Here is a 19,088-nt window from a genome sequence, read left to right as displayed (position 1 = left end):
CTGGCATCATTTATGGTTGACATTCATGCAATTGATTCCATTTTTTAGATTTCTAAAATTAGTAAAACCATGTTTGAATTGGACAAAAACGAAATCAAATTTCTTTATAACGGTAAAAAGTTGGAAGACAGGGAAGCCTTTGCGTATGCTTTGACGCTACATAAGCATGTAATCAATGAATTGGATGTCTCAAAAAATGATTTGACCCCAACCCAGATTTTAGAGTTGGCCAAAAAACTTAACAAACGTATAATCGATCTTTTCGACAAGAAATCTGAGCATTTCAAAGCAAACATTCAAGGAAAAGATATGGATGAAACCGATCTGTTGACGGTATTGATTAAGGAGAAATCGGCTTTGAAAACGCCTATTTTGATTTCAGCGAATGGGGCATCGGTTTTAGAATATCCAAGGGATACCATTCAGATAGACATGGTTTTCAATGAAATAAGCGGAAACGATTCATAAACGCTCTATTCCGGGTAGTGTAGCATGTAAACGAATCTTTCCTGTCTTAGATTTCTGATTTTTTAAGTAAAGAGAAATTTAATTTGTATTGAAAGGGAATTTTTCTTTGGGGCATTACTTTTTTGATGAAATTATTTTCTATTTTTTTGCATTGATTTGATGTGTAAGAAATGAACATTAACCCCCAAATTACCGGTAGTGTAGCAGTAGCTTTATTTTTGAATTTGTTTTCTCCTGAGGAGGCGAAAGGGCAGACTGTTGGAGAAAAAAATACACCACCAAACATCGTGCTTATCCTTGCCGACGACCTCGGCTGGATGGATGTGGGGTACAATGGGACCGAATTTTACGAAACGCCCAATATCGACCAACTCGCTTCCGAGGGAATGGTCTTCACCCGATTTTACCCGTCGGCTGCTAATTGTGCCCCTACGCGGGCGAGTTTGTTGACCGGTATGTACTCGCCACGTCATCAGGTGTATGTTCCGCAGGGTTTGTCCAGGGGGGGCGATGTTTCCAAAATGCGGTTCAAAGTGCCCACTCAGGGCCAAAACTCCACGTTCAATACAATCCCGGTGAGCATCAATACGGTTTCACCGGAATTTGAATCACTGGCTGAAATGCTGAAAAAGTCGAACTATGTATCCGCCCGGCTTGGAAAATGGCATATTGGGGACGATAATCAGGGTTTCGATGTGTTATCCGCAGCGGGTGAAATCGGCGAAATCACCAATTATTACGGAGACGAAAAGCGCTACTATAACGATGATCATGTGGCGGAAAGGCTGACCGATGCGGCGCTCCATTTTATTGAAGAAAATAAAGAACATCCGTTTTTTCTTTATCTCAGTCATTGGGAGGTTCACACCCCACTCGTAGCAAGACAGGACCGGATAACCTACTACAGAAACAAGCTCAAAGGCGGGTCAGCCAAAAAGTACGATCCGGTATATGCAGCAGAGGTGGAGCAGATAGACATAAGTGTAGGCAGGGTTCTGAACAGATTAAAAGAGTTGAATCTGGAAGAAAACACCGTTGTGATCGTCACCTCGGATAATGGGGGGCTTTCATCGGTTACGGACAATGCTCCCTTACGGGCGGGGAAAGGCACTTTTTACGAAGGGGGAATCCGGGTACCGTTTTGTATTAAATGGCCGGGTGTAACCCAAGCCGGTTCGAAATCCGACATTCCCGTAACGGGTGTTGATTTTATGCCCACTTTTGCAGAAATCGCCTCGGCGGAGTTGCCGCAAAACCAGCCGGTGGACGGTGATTCCTTTGTACCAATTCTTAAAGGAGAGCCATTCGACAGGGATCGTTCACTTTTTTTCCATTTTCCGCTTTACCTGGGAGGTAGTGTGGAGGTATTGCCAGCTTTCGATGGAACCAAAAATTACTGGCGTGCGGTACCCTCTTCGGTAATCATGGCTGGCGATTGGAAATTGATTTATTATTACGAATACGATCGCTATGAACTGTTTAATCTGAGAACGGATAGTTCAGAACAAGAGGACCTTTCTGGCAGCGAAACAGGAATGGCACTAAAACTGTTGGAAAAACTTAGAAATTGGGTAGCAGCCGTACATGCTCCGGTGCCCAGTGTTTTAAATGATTAATTTTTTACGATGAGTGGTGGTCGGTCGTTCTTGTGATTTGCCCGAAAGCCGAATGTGCTGGTGATTATTTCCAACGATCCGAATACCGTAAATCGGTCCTTTTCATTCTCCCACTTCAAGAACAACACGAAAAAAGACCTACCTTTGACCAAAAATGTAGCCATGAGCTTTACCGATCTTGGTCTTTCGCCGCCACTGCTCAAAGCAATTCGCGACGAAAACTACGCCGATCCCTTTCCCATTCAGATCCAGGCGATACCTGCGATTCTAAAAAAGAGAGACATTTGGGGCCTGGCTCCGACGGGATCCGGTAAAACAGCCGCTTACGTATTGCCGATTTTGGAAATGTTTCAGGGAAAAACCGCTGTAAAAAGTAGAGCAGTCGCTGTGCTTGTGCTGGTACCTACCCGGGAACTCGCCATTCAGGTCGATCAAACGGTAAAAACCTTTACGAACGGCTTGCCAAGGAACGTAAAATCCATGGCGGTGTATGGTGGGGTGTCGATCAATCCCCAAATGATACACCTGTACGGAACCGACATCCTGATCGGGACCCCCGGTCGCTTAAGGAAACCATGGGACCCAACCCGGATCCATGGCAGACGGACAGTCGGGTGGTTTAAGGACCTATATTTCATAGTTTTTTTTTGAAAATAGTAATTTCCACTATGTTTTTATTGTTGTATGTCATCCTTTTTTAAAATAATCATTGGTATATTAACGTATATTGGTAAGTATTTTTATTATATTTTTTTATTTTAACTAAAATCAGGATATAATTTTAATTTTAAAATATTTGTAAAAATAATAATTTTTATGGGGTCGTTTTATCGTTTATCTTCCTCTATAGTATATAAGCGATATGTCCAGCGCTCATGAACATAAACCCAAAAAAGAACCCCAACACCCCCATCATCCCTTTGCCGTACCGGCATGCGGCAACCATGGAGCTATTCAAGGACAAAACAGATACGGAAATATGGAGTGCCTTTGACGCGGGGGACGAGATGGCCTTTAACTACATCTACCGTATCCATGCGGCCTCCCTATTTGGGTTTGGCAGCCAAATCAGTAAGGATCAGGGAATGGTTCAGGATTGCATCCAAAATCTATTTATTGGACTGCGTAGAAAGAGAGGCAGTTTAAGCGAAGTAAAAAGTATTAAGGCCTATCTGTTTAAATGCCTGCAGCGGGATTTGATCCGGGAGTTAAACAAGAAGGGTGGACCAACATACAATGCTGAAATTATGGAGGGTGATTCTTTTCACATTGAGGTTTCCTTCGAAACAAAACTGATTCAGCAAGAACAAGAAGGCGAACAAATGGCAAAGATACAAGTGGCGCTCAATCAGCTCACGGTCAGGCAAAGACAGGCAGTTTTGTTGCTTTATGAAGAGGGGATGAGTTACAAGGAAATAGCGGAAGTGATGGACTTGAATGAAGTAAAATCGGCCCGAAAAATCATCTATCGGGCGCTTGACAGCCTCAGGAATCTTTTAAAGAAATAAGCATTCATTGTAGTACTAGATAATATGGAATATCCAACATCAATGAGATATAGTGATTACGAATTGGAAGATTTCCTTATGGATGAATTTTTTATCCAGTGGGTCAAATTTCCCGACAGCAACAACTGTCATTTTTGGGAAAAATGGGTCCAAGAGTATCCCCAAAAGCGGGAGATGGTCCTGCAGGCATCTGTTCTTATACGGGGCATACATTACACACAGAAGGAGGCTTTTTCGGATACCATGTACGTAGAATCCTTTGAAAATATTATTCGGTCGACTAACCTTCCCAGCGGGAATACTGCCTCAACTAGGGCTACATCAACCTTTTTATATCTGTTCTCCCTGCGAAAGTTTGTGGCCGTTTTGGTACTAGGTTTCTGCTGCTGGATGGGGTATTCCCTGATGTTTCAGCAAGAGGAGTTAACGATAGCTGCGGTAGAGATACCGCTTGTCAAGAAATTTAACCCGGCCGGTATCAAGTCATTGATCACGCTATCCGACGGAAGCAAGGTTTACCTGAATGCCGGCAGTTCCCTGCACTACCCGAAGCAATTCAGTGCTGAGAAAAGAGAAGTTCAACTAACCGGAGAAGCATTTTTTGATATCCAATCCGAAGCTGACAGGCCATTTATCGTAAGCACCGGCAGTACACAAATCAAGGTATTGGGTACTTCCTTCAACGTCAACCAAGGGGAGGATGGCAAGCTAGCGGTGGCCCTTGTATCGGGAAAGGTTCGGGTAAATGACGAAAAGGGCAATCAGGTCAACTTGGAGCCAAACGAAATGCTGGTGATGGAAGATGGCGGTAAATTTTACAAAACGGGTTTTGATTCGCTCGAGATACTAGGATGGAAAGACAAACACCTGGTGTTTAAAATGGACGCCTTTGGCACGGTACAGCGGAAAATCGAAAACTGGTACGGAGTGGAGATACAGGTAAAAGGCAGGATGCCCAAGAATTGGGTATATACCGGAATTTACCGTGACGAATTGTTAGAAAATGTATTAGCCGGAATCTTCCATACCTCAGGCATTGCCTATAAAATTGAGGGGAAGAAAGTGACCATTTATAACCGAAAATAACGCCAAAAATGGACTATCTAGACAGTGGTTAACATCAAAGGCAGCATCCGTTCTTGGGGGAACGGGATACTGCCTCCTTTCAGCCTTGCGTCTGTGGAACGATGACAAGGCCTTGTTCAAGTACAAATCTTAAACAATTCAATATTATGAAAAAAACTATACTTAGGCAACTGCTTATGCTGTCCAAAAGAGTACTATATGGGTTTCTGATTCAGTTTTTCTTCTGTACGGTGCTTTTGGCCAGTACGGGGAACGCACAACGTAAGACCCTTGAGGAGGTAAAGATCTCCGTAAACCTCACCGATAAGTCATTGAGCCAGTTTTTCAGGCTGGTGGAAGCGAAGACGGATTTTAAGTTTACGTTTTCAGATAATTTAATAGATCTAAAACAGCGGGTCACTGTTGTAGAAGAAAGTAAATCTGTATATGAAGTATTATTATCTATTTCAACTCAGACAGATTTGAGTTTTGTGCAGGTCAACGAGAATATTCATGTTAAGTCGGAAATTGGAAATTCTAATTCTGTAGAAGCAGGTCGATCTTTGGATATATTAATTAATGGTAGAGTAATCGACGAGAATGGAGAGCCAATTCCGGGAGCTACGGTTTTCGTAGAAGGTACAAATATTGGTACGGTAACAAACATAGACGGGGAGTTTGAGTTAAATGCTGGCGAAGGTGCTATATTGATAGTTTCTTTTATCGGATATAGTGCAAAACGGATCACCGTTTCTAATCAAACGGCCATCAATGTTATTCTATCTGAGGACTTATCCTCTTTGGAAGAAGTTGTTGTCGTGGGGTATGGTGCGGTAAAGAAAAGTGATCTGACAGGATCTGTATCTCAGGTGAAAGCAGCCGAAATAAATGCTTTTCCTACTTCAAACATCATGCAAGCCCTGTCTGGAAGGGCCGCGGGCGTCCAGGTGATACAAAACACCGGAGCGCCCGGCGCGGGAATAAGTGTACGGATAAGAGGAACAAATTCCATTCAAGGCGGAAACGAGCCACTTTACGTGATTGATGGATTTCCTTTTTCAGGTAATCCGACCAACCTGAACAATTTTGACATTGAAAGCATAGAGGTTTTGAAAGATGCCTCTGCTACAGCTATATATGGCTCAAGGGGAGCGAATGGAGTTGTATTAATTACAACCAAACAGGGGAAGGAAGGAGTAACAACCGTTGATTTTGAGACCAGCTATAGTATACAGACCATCCGCAAAAAACTGGATTTGATGAACGGTAGGGAATATGCAGAACTTCAAAACATGCAGGCAGCCAATGACAATTTAACCCCCTATTTTACCCAAGCCCAGCTTGATGGTTTCGGAGAGGGATTTGACTGGCAAGACTTGATTTTTCAGCAGGCGCCAATTCTTTCAAGTTCGTTGAATGTGAGTGGTGGTAACAACAAAACCCAATATTCCATATCGGGAAGTTTCTTTGGACAAGAAGGAATCATTAAAGGAAGCGATTACAACCGGTATTCTATTCGCACCAATATCAATCATGCTATCAGCGACAAAGTTCGGCTGACGTTCTCAAATACCCTTACACATCTTTCAACGGAAAGAAGAGATAGTGGGGGCGGTTCTAGAGGTAATTCCATGATTGGTTCAGCGATTTCGGCAGCACCCATTTCTTCGCCTTTCAATGATGACGGAAGTTATCGGGTACTGGGAAATGAATATCCATTTATTGCGGTGGACGTTATTAATCCGCTTAATTTCATCAACGAGCAAACCAATGAAACAAAGTCGAATGTCGTATTGACTAATTTGGCATTTAGCTATAATCCCATAGAGGATTTAACCCTGAAAATTTCCGGAGGGATAGAAAATAGAGATAACCGTAACGACGCATATACCACACGGAATTATTTAAACTCGCCAGGACGAGCAAGTGTTAATACCTCTCAATTCAGGAGTTTGCTGAGCGAAAGCACCTTGTCTTATAACAAAACAATAGGAACCAAACATCAGGTTAATGCACTTGCGGGATTCACCTACCAAGATTTCCTGACCACCAGTTTGGGAGCCAGTGGTCTTGGGTTTTTAAGTGATGCTTTTGAGACGTATAGCTTAGCCGCATCGGCAACACCGGGTATTCCTTCATCCGGATATTCGAACGCGGTACTTTTGTCCTATTTGGGAAGGGTCAATTACTCCTTTGACGGCAAGTATTTATTTACGGCAAGTTTCAGGTCGGATGGATCTTCGAGATATAGCCCAGAAAATAAGTGGGGGTATTTCCCTTCTGGTGCTTTTGCTTGGAGAATTTCTGATGAAAATTTTTTTCCCGACAACTCATTGCTTTCTGACATGAAATTCAGGGCTAGTTGGGGGTTGACAGGAAGCCAAGCCATTAATCCTTATGCCACACTGAATCAATTAAACTCAGGAAGAACAATATTTGAAAATCGGTTATTCAATACTTTTGCGCCAAGTACGATACTTCCCGGTGATTTAAAATGGGAAACGACAGAGCAGATTGATATTGGCTTGGACATGGGCTTTTGGGAAGATAGGGTTGTATTTAATGCGGATTATTATATAAAAAATACGAGGGATTTGCTCAATACGGTCCGTCTGCCGAGTTCATTGGGTTTTACTACGACGATTCAGAATATAGGAGCCGTACAAAACAAAGGAATTGAATTCAGTGCGGATGCGAAGGTCTTAACCGGAGCATTTAGGTGGGATCTTTTTGGAAATATCGCATTCAATCGAAATAGGGTAGTAAGTCTGAACAACGGAGAGGATATTCTGGGAGCTTTTGTCAACGTGCTTGTCATTGGGGATAATCTGACCATCCTTCGGGAAGGCAGACCAATTGGACAATTTTATGGCTTTATGGAGGATGGATACACTGAAACTGGACAGATCCGGTTCCAAGACTTAAACGGTGATGGTACAATCAATAATGGTGATAAAACCTATATCGGCGATCCAAATCCACAGTTTATTTATGGATTAAACTCCACGATGAATTATAGAAATTTTGAATTTAGTATGTTTATTCAGGGATCTTACGGAAATGATATTTTTAACGTAAGTTCTATACCAAGTACCTTGGATTTTGGGCAGGGCTTGAATATGCCAAGGGAAGTTTATTACGATCATTGGACGGTTGAAAATCCAAATGCCAAATACCCGAGAATAAGTAGAAGCACTTCTGCCCGAGTCTCTGATCGGTTTGTTGAAGAAGGCTCCTTTTTGAGGTTTAGGAACATCCAATTGGCATATCAAATACCCAGGAATATCATCAATGGCAATTGGTTTAGAAGTGCACAAGTCTATGCAAGTGCTCAAAATTTCATCACACTTACCAATTATTCATGGTGGGATCCGGAAGTAAATTCAAGGGGTGCTGGGACACAGCAGGGAATTGACCATTACAGTTACCCCATTCCCAAGTCACTTACATTTGGATTTAGACTCGGGTTTTAATTATAAAAGCGATAAGAAAATGAAAAATTTCATAAAAATAATACTGCTAATTTCTGCTCCTGCCTGTATGCTAAGTGGATGCGAAGGATTATTGGTAGAAGAACCGAAAACTGTTGCTGCCGAAACATTTTACAATACGGCTGAAGAAGTGGAAACTGCGGTAAATGCGATCTATTCACCGATAAGGGCCACGAGAGCCGAGCAAATCGTGGTTTTGGATGCTCATACAGACTGGGGGTACGGCCGCGGAAGCCGGGCTCAGTATAATGATTTTGCGGGGTTAAATGCAACGAACATCAATACCGCCGGAGCGAGATGGAATTCTTTCTATCAAGCCATCAGAAATGCCAATTTGGTTATTTTCAATACCCCAAATGGAACCAATATAAGTCAGGAAGACATCGACTATAATTTGGCCGAGGCAAGATTTCTTCGGGCTTTATGTTATTTTGATCTGGTGCGCAATTGGGGAGGCGTTCCCCTGAGGACGGAGGATAACATGCGCGACATTGATCTTCCCCGAAGTTCAGAGGAACAGGTTTATGAGCTTATTTTAAGTGATTTGCTTTTTGCGGAAGCAAATCTTCTAGAGACGGCCAAACATGTTGGCAGACCAACAACGTTTGCAGCAAAAACCATGCTTGCAGACGTTTATCTCCAATTGGAAAGGTATCAAGAGGCGAGCCAAAAGGCCGCTGAAGTAATTCAGTCCGGGAAATATTCGCTTGTCCAAGTCAATAGCGTAGCAGATTATCAACAAAACCTCTATGGCCCTGAACTGATTACGTCTTCGGAGGAAATATTTTATTTCAAATATGCAAGGGAAATAGGTCAGGGTAATTTCATACTTTTTATACTCAATCATCCTAGTACCGGCCAATTTAATTTTGGAGGAGCCTATGCACATTATAGTGACGCCACTAACCCGTTTTATGTGGAATGGGAAGATGCGGATATTAGAAAGCAGTTTTGGGATAATGTTGATTTTGGTTTAGGTCCAAACACACTTGTTAGCAGAAAATATACCGATCTGTCTGCCGTTTCAAATTCTGGTGCGGGAAATGACTTACCCATCTATAGGTATGCTGAGGTGTTATTGCTTTTTGCCGAAGCTACAGTTCGACATTCAGGTACTGTGTCAGGCGAGGCGTTAAACGCCATAAATCAAGTGAAAAGAAGGGCTTATGGCTATCCTGTAGGAACAAATTCTCCTGTAGATTTTGAGTTTTCAGCAGGACAAACTAACGAGTTTTTGGATGCTGTCCTTCAGGAAAGAGCCTATGAATTTCAATTTGAAGGTAAACGATGGCTGGATCTGAAAAGAACAGGCAGAGCTCAGGAGTTTGTGACCAAGAACAAAGGGATAACCATTGCCCCAGCGCATTACCTATGGCCTCTCCCTTTAGATGAAATAAACTTTAACGGAGCCATCGACCCCAGCACGGACCAAAATCCGGGTTATTAGTATTTAGCTAGTGAGACCTGCTAGCTTTGGAAAACCTGGCAGGTCTGAGTTACAAAAAAATCTACTATGAAACGAAGAGAAATGATAACAAGCATGGGAGCCCTTACCTTAGGGCTCAGCGGTGCTTCATTTGCAAGTAATGACGTGTACGCAGCCCCTTATGCCCTAAGGAAGAAAAGCATCGAAACGGATGTACTGGTAGTAGGAGGGGGAACGGCAGGCGTAGTTGCTGCGATACAGGCGGGCCGTGCTGGACAGAGGGTTACTTTAATTGAGTGCGCCAGCCAACTGGGAGGTACGACTACTACGGCAGGAGTGGCTTATCCGGGAATATTTTTTGCTTGGGGAAAGCAGATAATCGGTGGAATTGGTTGGGAGATGGTGCAGGAAGCTGTAGCTATAAACGGCGATACACTCCCAAATTTTTCCATTCCCCACGGCAGACAGCATTGGAGGCATCAGGTGAGATTAAATGGGGCCTTATATGCAATCATCATTGAACAGAAATGTCTAGAGGCGGGTGTCGATATCCGGTTTTACGAAACACCAACCAATATTACCTTCAAAAACGGTTTTTGGCACGTAGAAACCATTGGTAAGGGGATTCACGCTGAAATCAAATGCAAGCAACTAATTGACTGTTCCGGTAATGCCTATGCGGCTTCTATGGCAGGGTATCCTGTGTTGAGAGAGGCGGAATCGCAGCCCGGAACGCTAATTTTCACCATCGGGGGGTATGATTTTGATTCGCTGGATTTGGAAATGATCAAAGAGGAATACGAAAAAGCGATTGCGTCCGGGGAGCTCGTCAGAGCCGAGTTTAGAGGAAACATCGTTGGCTTGTTAAAAAGCAAAGGAGACAATATCCAACACGTGGCTGGTGCTGATGCTACCACCTCAGAGTCACATACCTTGGCAAATATACAGGGAAGAGAGTCGCTGCTAAAGCACTTAAAATTTCTCAAAAGAATGCCAGGTTGTGAAGAAATAAAAATAGTGGATATGCGGACCGAAACAGGTGTACGGGAGACTTATCGTATCGAAGGGGAATATCAGATTACGCACGAGGATTATGTAACTGGAAAGTTGTTTTCAGACGCTATATCGTACTCTTATTATCCTATTGATTTACATATTATAGAACATGGCGTAACTCCCAAGCATTTGGCAGACGGGGTAGTTGCAACTGTACCTCTGCGTGCATTGATTCCAAAAAACAGTCAAAACTTTCTTGTTGCCGGCAGGTGCCTAAGCAGCGATCGCTTGGCTAATTCAGCATTACGGGTGCAGGCCTCCTGTATGGGGATGGGACAAGCAGCAGGTGCGGTGGCCAGCTTGGCGATTACCCAAAACAAACAGCCCAAGGATGTAACTATTTCTGATATCCATCAGTTAGTAGAAGCGCATGGGGGCATAGTTCCCGGCGCATAGGTAATAAAGTTTAAGATGAATAGAAGATGCAGTTAGTTGGTGTCCAATCACTATGTTATGGCATATATTTGTTGTTTTCGGGAATCCTTCAGGGCGATGAAAAAATAATGTATTTAAATCAGCGAACGCTTAATTTACCTGTGAAGCAAGTTAATTTGAGAGTGGTTGATTTTGAAAGTGAAATTTCCATTGATACGCTCTATCAGTACATTTCCGCCGAGGGATTTCCCATTTATTACTCCAGAAATATAAGGACCAACGTTTGCTTTGACAACAAATGTAGGCTATTGGATATCATCGTTTATTGGAATCTGACAGGCAGATATTTGGGTTTTGAGTTGCCAGAGGAAGAGTACCTGAGCAAAACGGACCACGACCCCTTTACTGAGGAAGAATATGTGAGGCTGAACGAATTATTGCTAAATCCAACTTCTCCCTTGGGCCAATATTCGTATAAGGAACTGATTATGGAGGCGGTCTCAACTACAGAGGAAGTCGACGGAGTTTCAGGAGCCACTTCCAAGGAAGTACTGGAATTTGTGGTAAAGGGGGCTGCGTATACCACCCATAAATTGTATGAAGTCATCTACGGACCGACAAAAACAGAGATTGCCAACTGGACAAAGGAAAGTTTCACATCCGAATTTTTAACAACTCTCTTGCAGTCGGAGAATTATTCGGATGTTGTTTGGGTTCTGGAAAATATCCGGGGAAAACTGACGCTTTATCCCGAATTGAGAAATCAATTATTCTCATTTATCGAAGGTGCTGATTTTACACTTTCAGAAAAAGCCATTCATGTTCTTGTTGCCGCTGATCTTGAGGATATTGCCTTGCAGCGAAATCTGGCCGATTTTGCTGTAAGCACGGATGCGGGCAAAAGAAAATGGATTTTGGAATTATTCCAGCATACTGAACAGTTACACGGTAATATTCCAACCATATTCAATGGAGCAGTTTCCCAGTTGGATGTTCCTAGTATTGTGAAATTATTAGAAATCTATACGGTTCATAAGATTCAATCCAAAGAAACTATAAAGATGGCTCGAACACTTAGTCGCTCAAAAAATGCCTACTTGGCTAACAAAGCTAGTCTCTATTTAACGTTTTTAAGTGCCCAAACTAATACAATTTATTAATAAGTTGATACTAAACAAATCTTTTGATATTATAGGCTCTAAATAATTTAATCTAAAAATATCACAAAATTAAAGATGGGAAGCTGTTTGGAGCTTTACCATCTTTTTTCGACTAAGAAACAATACGAATTAAGTTTAGAATTATTTTTGTCCACACATCCTATTATCGGCTAACCTTCATCCCCATTCGAGAAGTAAATTTTCCATGGTGTTGTCGAATAAAAACAGCCCCGATTTAAACTATTAAAAAATTAGTAATATAAATCAGTAGATCTGCATGGCAGCCGGTTTTGGATAGAAACGATAGAGTGAGAAAAGTTGCAAAAATAGGGCTGATCATTTTGAAGCTTATTCAGTTAGGTATTAAACGACTGCCTTTAAGTAGCACGTTTTTGAATGGCAACCGATAACACGATAACCTGGCCACAGGATTTTTTCTGTGATTTATTCAAAGCTTTTCAGTTAACGAAGAGGAAGTGGAAGGAAAAATGAGTGTTGGAAAACAACCAGGAATCCTGAAAATCCAGATCCAGTCAGAAACTGCGTAAAAATTGTTTATGAGGTTAGATTTAGCAGCAATTAACCCCAAAGAATACCAAGAACTAATCGAGAATTGTGGTCCCATAGGTGCGATTTAGTATGGATGAATTTTACGCAAGCCAATCGGCTCGACGAAGACCATTACGATTGCCTGGATTTGACTAATTTTTGGTAGGTAGACAATACCGAGGGCAAAGTTCCGGTTTGAGCCATAAATCTCAGAAGATTTTCAGAAGGGGAATAGGTTATAGGAATAACAACCGTACATGCCATTTAGTAAAACCTCCTCTCGGTCTCCAATGCCCAACCGGGTAAGGGGTGGTACACCAATACCCCGGAAAAAGGCGTACCTTTAGCCATGAGCTTCTCCGATCTTGGACTTTCGCCGCCTTTACTTAAAGCGGTACAAAACGAAAACTACGCCGATCCCTTTCCCATTCAGATCCAGGCAATACCTGCCATTCTAAGTAAGAAAGACGTTTGGGGCCTGGCTCCGACGGGATCTGGTAAAACAGCCGCTTATGTATTGCCGATCCTGGAAATGTTTCAGGGAAAAACCGCTGTAAAAAGTAGGGCAGTCGCTGTGCTTGTGCTGGTACCTACCCGGGAATTGGCCATTCAGGTTGACCAAACGGTAAAAACCTTTACGAACGGCTTGCCAAGGAACGTAAAATCCATGGCGGTGTATGGTGGGGTGTCCATCAATCCCCAAATGATACACCTGTACGGAACCGACATCCTGATCGGGACCCCCGGTCGCTTGCTGGATTTGCTTTCAAAAAAGGCCGTGGACTTGTCCGCATTGGAAATACTGGTTTTGGACGAGGCCGATAAAATGCTGAACCTGGGCTTTAAGGAAGAAGTGGATGAAATCTTGTCCGGATTGCCCAAAAAACGGCAGAACATCCTTTTTTCTGCGACGACGGAGGAGTCGGTAGCCAGCTTATCAGCCAACCTGCTTCACCAACCGGTCCGGATAGAAATCGGGCAAGATACCGTTTCCCCCGTCCAAATCAAGCAATCGGCCTATTTGGTAACACCCGAAAACAAGGGGCCTTTGTTGCGGTTTCTAATCAGCGAGGGAAACTGGACCCAGGTGTTGGTTTTTGCCAGTTCCAAACGGGCGGCAGATAACCTCGCCGCCAAATTAAAAAAACACGGAATACAAGCCCAGTCCTTTCATGGGGATAAAAGTCAGGCTGCCCGGACGGAATCGCTTCGGAATTTTAAACAGGGAAACCTACGGGTTTTGGTGGCCACCGACCTCGCCTCCCGGGGCATCGATATCCAGTTTTTACCCCATGTGGTCAATTACGAACTGCCTCGTTCCCCAAAGGATTACATTCACCGCATCGGTCGGACAGGCAGGGCCGGATCAGAAGGAGAGGCCATTTCCCTGATATCGGAGGAAGACAGGCATCATTTCAAGGTCATTCAGAAAAAAATGAAACGAATGGTCGAACTGATTGATTCAAAAAACCTGGGTTTTTGATACGTCAAAACGTGGCTACAGTAGATGTACGAATGTTTTTCCTAAAAGTAGCGATTCAATCCTCTACGGGGTTGAAAAACGAGATGATTGTTTTTGTCCAGGGGTTTTCACCCTTGGTTCGTGTTGTTTCAGTCCCGCAGGCTTCTTTTGGCAACAATCGATTAATTATTTTAGGGAATCTTTTTCAGGAATAAAGTGGGGTTCTTGTTTCCCACTTTCCTCTCGTAAAATCGGGAAAATCCACCGGTCTGCTTTTGTCAGCTACGGAGGTTCCGGTAAGCGGGATAATGGCAGCACTGGTTACCGAATCGTACACGTCCCAGTCCGGCCGAATATTTTCCTGCAAGGCAAGTACCAGTCGGTGCCAGTTGACCGGCGTTTGGGTCATTCCTCCACTGCCATGTCCGCGGATTGCTCCTCCTTTGCGTTCGGGTGGGGCGTAATTTTTCGTAATTTCATGCGCATATTCTTCCAGATACGGCGCTGCGGGTTCCCATTGATGTTCCCTGGGACTTCTACCTTCAATATAAATTCGCTGGGCATCCCTTTCCTTTAAATAAATTCCTTTGGTACCCTGAAGTCGGAAACTTTCCCGGGGGTGGGGGGTATGCGTGTCGTGGTTCAGGGTGACCATTTTTCCTTTTACGGTTCGGATAAGCGACGCATTGTAATCCCCAAGCGCCATCTCTTTCGTCGCATACGGATGTTTTTCCCCGTACTGGGCTTTGGCATATTCATTGAGCATGCCCGATTTTGTACTCATGGAGACCAGGTAGTCAAACCGGTCCCCATGGTTGATATCCAGCACCGGCATCATGTTTCTCATGGGATGGTCGGGGTAGAGATTGCCGTTTTTATCGATGGCAGGCTGCAATCTCCAAGGTTCTTCTTCGGGATTAAACTTCACCATCCTCAGGTCATGTATGTAGCCACTTTCTACATGGAGGATATCTCCCAAAAGTCCTTTCCGCACCATATTCAACATGGTCAGGTCTCCAAAACCTCCCAATACGATACTGGCCCACTTTCCGGTACTTTCAAAAGTCTCTACCAATTCCCATGCTTCTTCAAGTGTCTGGGCAATGGGGACCTCGCAAGCCGCATGTTTTCCATTTCTCATGGCCGCCAGGCATACCGGAGCGTGGGTATCCCAGGGGGTGGCGCAAATCACGGCGTCCAGATCTTCCTCCTCGCATAACCGAATAAAATCTGTTGGCCCCTTATCGTAAAGCCTGGGGCTCGGTTGACCGGATTCCTCAATCCATCGTTTGGCCTGGTACAGGTTTTTGGGATCGATGTCACAAATGGCGGGGATTTCTACCCCGGTAATTCCAAGTGCCGTGTCCAGGTGGTAAGAGCCTCTACCCCCAATACCCACAAAACCCAGTCTCAGATTTCGTTTGAGGCCCAAAGCCATCGATTGATTGGACAGTAACCCGGTTGAAATACCTCCCAGGGCTAGCGTTGAAAGCTTCAGGAAATTTCTGCGGTCAAGATTATTCATCGTAATTTTTATTTGAAATGTAACACGTCGTGAAGTCTACTGGAGGATTCCCGGATACCATTTTTCGGCATTGGTCCGGTAAATTTTATCCACCACCGTCTTCGGCAATTTCAATCCATTGAAGGTACCGGTGACTTTTGGTACCTGCATTTCCTGGTCCCCGGTAAAAAATTGCCAATGTCGTAACCAAACCTGATGGGCATGTTCGGAAATCTCTTCCGGTTCCGTTAATCCCTTCGCCTGTATGTCCGATGCTCCGGCGCGCAAATCCGTTCCATAGAGGAGTCGGTCCTGGTAGGTAATGATGAAGTCGCGCACCCCTTCCCAATTGGTGACGGCCTGGTGTTGCAAATGGGAGATGCGTTCGGCCATATCCACGGCCATGTTGGGAAAGGAATCCAGTCTTTTTGCCAATTCATTCACATCGTATTCCAGGCTTCCCAAATGGGCGCCAACAAATCGCAGATCGGGATTATTGGCCAGCAGTTGATCCCGGGCAGCAATCTGCTCCTCATACGAGGGTAAATCCGGGAATTGATACATATGGTACCGGGGGTTTTCCCGAAAATAATCTCGATCCCCCTGCACTGTCATTTCCTCTAGCGGCAACCAGGTATTTTTCGGTTCCCCAAGATGGCCCAACAGAGTAATGTTTTTTTCCACCAACAGCTGCAGGATGGAATCAAAGGCAGGATCGGTAATCATTACCAACTCGTCTTTTTCATTTTTCAACTCCATGCCAATATTTTTCCAAACCTTTACCGCTATAGCTCCCCTGCCAATGGATTTTTCCAAATAGTCCAGGGTTTTCCTTTCCCAATCGTTGTTGGTAAATCCCTCCAGGGAAAAGGTCGTGCCATAGGTCACAATATCCGGATATTCGCCGATGAGTTTCAACGAAAAATTTTCTTGCGCTTCCGGCGTGAGTTTAGGAGAGGTATACACACTTACGTTCAGCAGTCTAAACTTATCCCGGGCTGCCTGACGTATAAAGACGGTATCGAAATCCGTTCTTAGGTGTACATGGGCATCGATTTTTTCTATTCGGTCAAAATCTTCCAGGGAATAGTAGCTTTCTTCCATGATTTCAGGCGTTACATGATTGCTTTTCGGTGATTGACAGCAAAAAGTGAGGGTGAAAAGACAGAAAGAAAAAACAAATGGTTTGCCTATTTTGGTCGTTGTTTTCATGGTTTTCGAAGGAATGTGGTAACGGCTTTTTTTCAGTTCTGTTCCCTTTACTGTAGGATCGGACGAGGAAGTTTATCCCCGTTTTGGTATAATTTTAGAGAATTTATGGGTGAAAAGAAAGGACTGGCACTTATTTATGAGGAGATTGCAGCGTTCGCCCTGCCGCAAGGTATGCTGTTTCCGGCGCAAAATGAATCAGTTTGTGTAAAAACACTATTCTTCAAAAAAACGGTAGTGAATGGATTATTTTGATGGCAACAAGACCATTCCTTCTTTTGATCGTACGTCGGTTACTTCCGGTTAGCGAATAAATGGGTTTTTGTGAATAAGATTTGCTAATTTTTCAAATTATACCGACTATTAGAAATTCAACTAGTAATAACCCAAAATATCCATTGTGAAATCCGAGGCAAACATAATTTCCTTTACTGATTGCGATGGGCTTTGGCTATTGTTGCAAAAAGGAGATAGAAAGGGTTTGGAAGGTTTGTACCGGGCATTTGCCCATGAACTTTTCAAGTATGGCCTGGCCTTGGTGTATGATGCCGATTTTATACAGGACTGTATACAGGAAGTCTTTATAGATTTGTGGAAGTACCACGATACCCTGGGAAAGGCAGCAAATGTGAAGGCATATCTCTTTCGATCGCTGTCCCATAAACTTTACCGAGAAAGCAAAAAGAGATCCAAATGGAAAACGGAAGCGCTTCTGGAAAACACACTACCCGTTAGACTAGAAAGTTTCGAAAGTGAACAGGCCGGCATACAGCGTGAGCACTATCTTCAGGTAAAATTGGCCGGTAGTTTGGAAAAACTCCCTTTTCGGCAAAAGCAAGTCATACAGTTGCTATTTTTTGAACAGTTTTCTTACGAAGAAGTGTCCAAAATGATGGGAATCAATTTGCGTTCCGTGTATACCCTTGCCTGGAAGGCGCTTAGCAGTTTGAAGAAGCTACTGATTACGCTTGGATTGGTACTTCATCTCTTCCTGTAAAAAAAATCAAAAATATTTCGCTTTCGGGGGATAACTTTTTACCCGATACGTCTCTAGTAGACGAACACCGGTTGTTATGTGTAAGCGAAGTTATAAAACAGAAGATTTTGTATTGGACCCCGAGTTCCAAAAATGGGTAGTGTCACCCGATACGGGTACCAAATCCTATTGGGAGGCGTATCTTCGCGAAAATCCTGAAAAACACGCAGAAATCGTGATGGCTCGGAAACTGGTGCTACACCTGTCGAGAAAGGTACGAATGGTAGACGATTCCCGTATTGAAAAGGCTTGGGGAAACATCGATCATGCGCTAAACGAAATTCAACAGGGGTATTCCGACAAAAAGGTCATTCCGTTAGACTCCTCCAGTACGCTCAGGCAATTTGAGAAAAAGAAGGTGTCCAGTCAGCGCCGCTTCCCGCAATTTTACCGATTGGTAGGGATTCTGCTTTTGGCATTTTCGGTGTCTTTTTTGATTAATTTTTACTTTCCTCAGCCGGTCCCAAAGATAGCCGAGGTTCCGGTAATCTATGAAGAGCACGTTACTCCCCCGGGAGTGAAATCCAACCTGACCTTGCAAGATGGCTCCAAAGTGATTCTTAACTCCGGGAGTTCGCTCCGGTATATCAAAAATTTCGAAACCCATCAGCGCATTGTTGAGTTGCGGGGCGAGGCGTTTTTTGATGTAGCAAAAGAAACCGAACGGCCATTCACTGTCAGAACGGGACCTGTTTCCACTACAGCATTGGGTACCTCATTTAACATCAAAGCGTACGAGAACGAATCCATGAATATCTCGCTGCTTACGGGTAGGGTGCTTGTAAAGCGCGATTCGGTTCTTTCCCAGCCGGTTGATTTGCAAAAAGGAGAAGGGGTGGAAATTGATTTAAAAAAATTGGGGATGAAACGAATAATTTTTGATCAGGACCGGGTCCTGGCATGGACCAAAAAGACGATTGTATTTGATCATAGCCCCATGTGGGAGATAAAACGGGTGTTGGAAAACTGGTACGGAGTTTCCATTTGGTTTTCCAATTCACCCCACCCGAATCTGGAAGTTTCGGGCCGGTTTCAGGACCAAACCCTGAAAAACGTATTGGAGGGGCTGAGCTATTCGGCCCGTTTTGAGTTTACCATCGACAAAGACCGGGTAACACTGGTATTTAACTAAGTACTGCCTATGAAAAAAGGATAAGAGTCAA

General features: G+C 43.7%; 15 protein-coding genes. 13 read left to right on the top strand and 2 right to left on the bottom strand.

Going from position 1 to position 19,088, the window contains the following annotated elements:
- Window positions 1–69 precede the first annotated feature (69 nt).
- From BMW71_RS17495 to BMW71_RS17450, 10 genes are all read left to right on the top strand, one after another.
- Window positions 70–468 (top strand): arsenate reductase family protein, encoded by a 399-nt coding sequence (locus tag BMW71_RS17495; RefSeq protein WP_092177007.1) that lies wholly within the window; start codon window positions 70–72, stop codon window positions 466–468.
- Window positions 469–638: 170 nt separating this feature from the next.
- A complete protein-coding gene (locus BMW71_RS17490) occupies window positions 639–2,084 on the top strand; it encodes a sulfatase (RefSeq protein WP_092177004.1) in 1,446 nt (481 codons plus the stop codon).
- A gap of 144 nt (window positions 2,085–2,228) precedes the next feature.
- Window positions 2,229–2,735 (top strand): DEAD/DEAH box helicase, encoded by a 507-nt coding sequence (locus BMW71_RS17485; RefSeq protein WP_317041161.1) that lies wholly within the window; start codon window positions 2,229–2,231, stop codon window positions 2,733–2,735.
- Between the two features lie 224 nt (window positions 2,736–2,959).
- The gene (locus tag BMW71_RS17480; RefSeq protein WP_092177001.1) at window positions 2,960–3,592 is read left to right on the top strand and encodes an RNA polymerase sigma factor; all 633 of its coding nucleotides are present in this window, start codon (window positions 2,960–2,962) and stop codon (window positions 3,590–3,592) included.
- Window positions 3,593–3,634: 42 nt separating this feature from the next.
- A complete protein-coding gene (locus BMW71_RS17475) occupies window positions 3,635–4,678 on the top strand; it encodes a FecR family protein (RefSeq protein WP_092176998.1) in 1,044 nt (347 codons plus the stop codon).
- 146 nt (window positions 4,679–4,824) lie between these two features.
- The gene (locus BMW71_RS17470; protein ID WP_092176995.1) at window positions 4,825–8,130 is read left to right on the top strand and encodes a SusC/RagA family TonB-linked outer membrane protein; all 3,306 of its coding nucleotides are present in this window, start codon (window positions 4,825–4,827) and stop codon (window positions 8,128–8,130) included.
- A gap of 19 nt (window positions 8,131–8,149) precedes the next feature.
- Complete coding sequence (locus BMW71_RS17465; RefSeq protein WP_092176992.1) at window positions 8,150–9,595, top strand: RagB/SusD family nutrient uptake outer membrane protein; 1,446 nt, start codon at window positions 8,150–8,152, stop codon at window positions 9,593–9,595.
- A gap of 66 nt (window positions 9,596–9,661) precedes the next feature.
- The gene (locus tag BMW71_RS17460; RefSeq protein WP_092176989.1) at window positions 9,662–11,026 is read left to right on the top strand and encodes an FAD-dependent oxidoreductase; all 1,365 of its coding nucleotides are present in this window, start codon (window positions 9,662–9,664) and stop codon (window positions 11,024–11,026) included.
- Window positions 11,027–11,052: 26 nt separating this feature from the next.
- Window positions 11,053–12,165, top strand: coding sequence for a hypothetical protein (locus BMW71_RS17455; RefSeq protein ID WP_143057668.1), 1,113 nt, complete (start codon window positions 11,053–11,055; stop codon window positions 12,163–12,165).
- Window positions 12,166–13,063: 898 nt separating this feature from the next.
- A complete protein-coding gene (locus tag BMW71_RS17450; RefSeq protein ID WP_092176983.1) occupies window positions 13,064–14,197 on the top strand; it encodes a DEAD/DEAH box helicase in 1,134 nt (377 codons plus the stop codon).
- Window positions 14,198–14,381: 184 nt separating this feature from the next.
- Here BMW71_RS17450 and BMW71_RS17445 read toward each other — a convergent pair whose 3' ends face one another.
- Window positions 14,382–15,701, bottom strand: a complete 1,320-nt coding sequence (locus tag BMW71_RS17445) for a Gfo/Idh/MocA family protein (RefSeq protein WP_092176980.1) — start codon at window positions 15,699–15,701, stop codon at window positions 14,382–14,384.
- Between the two features lie 36 nt (window positions 15,702–15,737).
- Window positions 15,738–16,784 (bottom strand): amidohydrolase family protein, encoded by a 1,047-nt coding sequence (locus tag BMW71_RS17440; protein WP_092176977.1) that lies wholly within the window; start codon window positions 16,782–16,784, stop codon window positions 15,738–15,740.
- A gap of 33 nt (window positions 16,785–16,817) precedes the next feature.
- On the opposite strand from BMW71_RS17440, the gene BMW71_RS17435 reads away from it, so the two are divergent.
- The 3 genes from BMW71_RS17435 (at window position 16,818) to BMW71_RS17425 (ending at window position 19,057) form a co-directional block, all read left to right on the top strand.
- Window positions 16,818–17,144 carry a hypothetical protein gene (locus BMW71_RS17435; protein WP_092176975.1) on the top strand — a complete coding sequence of 109 codons (327 nt, stop codon included), beginning with the start codon at window positions 16,818–16,820 and terminating at the stop codon, window positions 17,142–17,144.
- A 145-nt stretch (window positions 17,145–17,289) separates the two neighbouring features.
- Window positions 17,290–17,886, top strand: coding sequence for an RNA polymerase sigma factor (locus tag BMW71_RS17430; protein ID WP_092176972.1), 597 nt, complete (start codon window positions 17,290–17,292; stop codon window positions 17,884–17,886).
- A gap of 76 nt (window positions 17,887–17,962) precedes the next feature.
- Window positions 17,963–19,057, top strand: a complete 1,095-nt coding sequence (locus BMW71_RS17425) for a FecR family protein (protein ID WP_092176969.1) — start codon at window positions 17,963–17,965, stop codon at window positions 19,055–19,057.
- The last annotated feature ends 31 nt before the right edge of the window (window positions 19,058–19,088 follow it).

The organism is Cyclobacterium xiamenense, assembly GCF_900109255.1.
Classification (GTDB): Bacteria; Bacteroidota; Bacteroidia; order Cytophagales; family Cyclobacteriaceae; genus Cyclobacterium; species Cyclobacterium xiamenense.
Note: the sequence above shows the minus strand (reverse complement) of the source record. Positions and strands in the feature narration are given on the sequence as shown.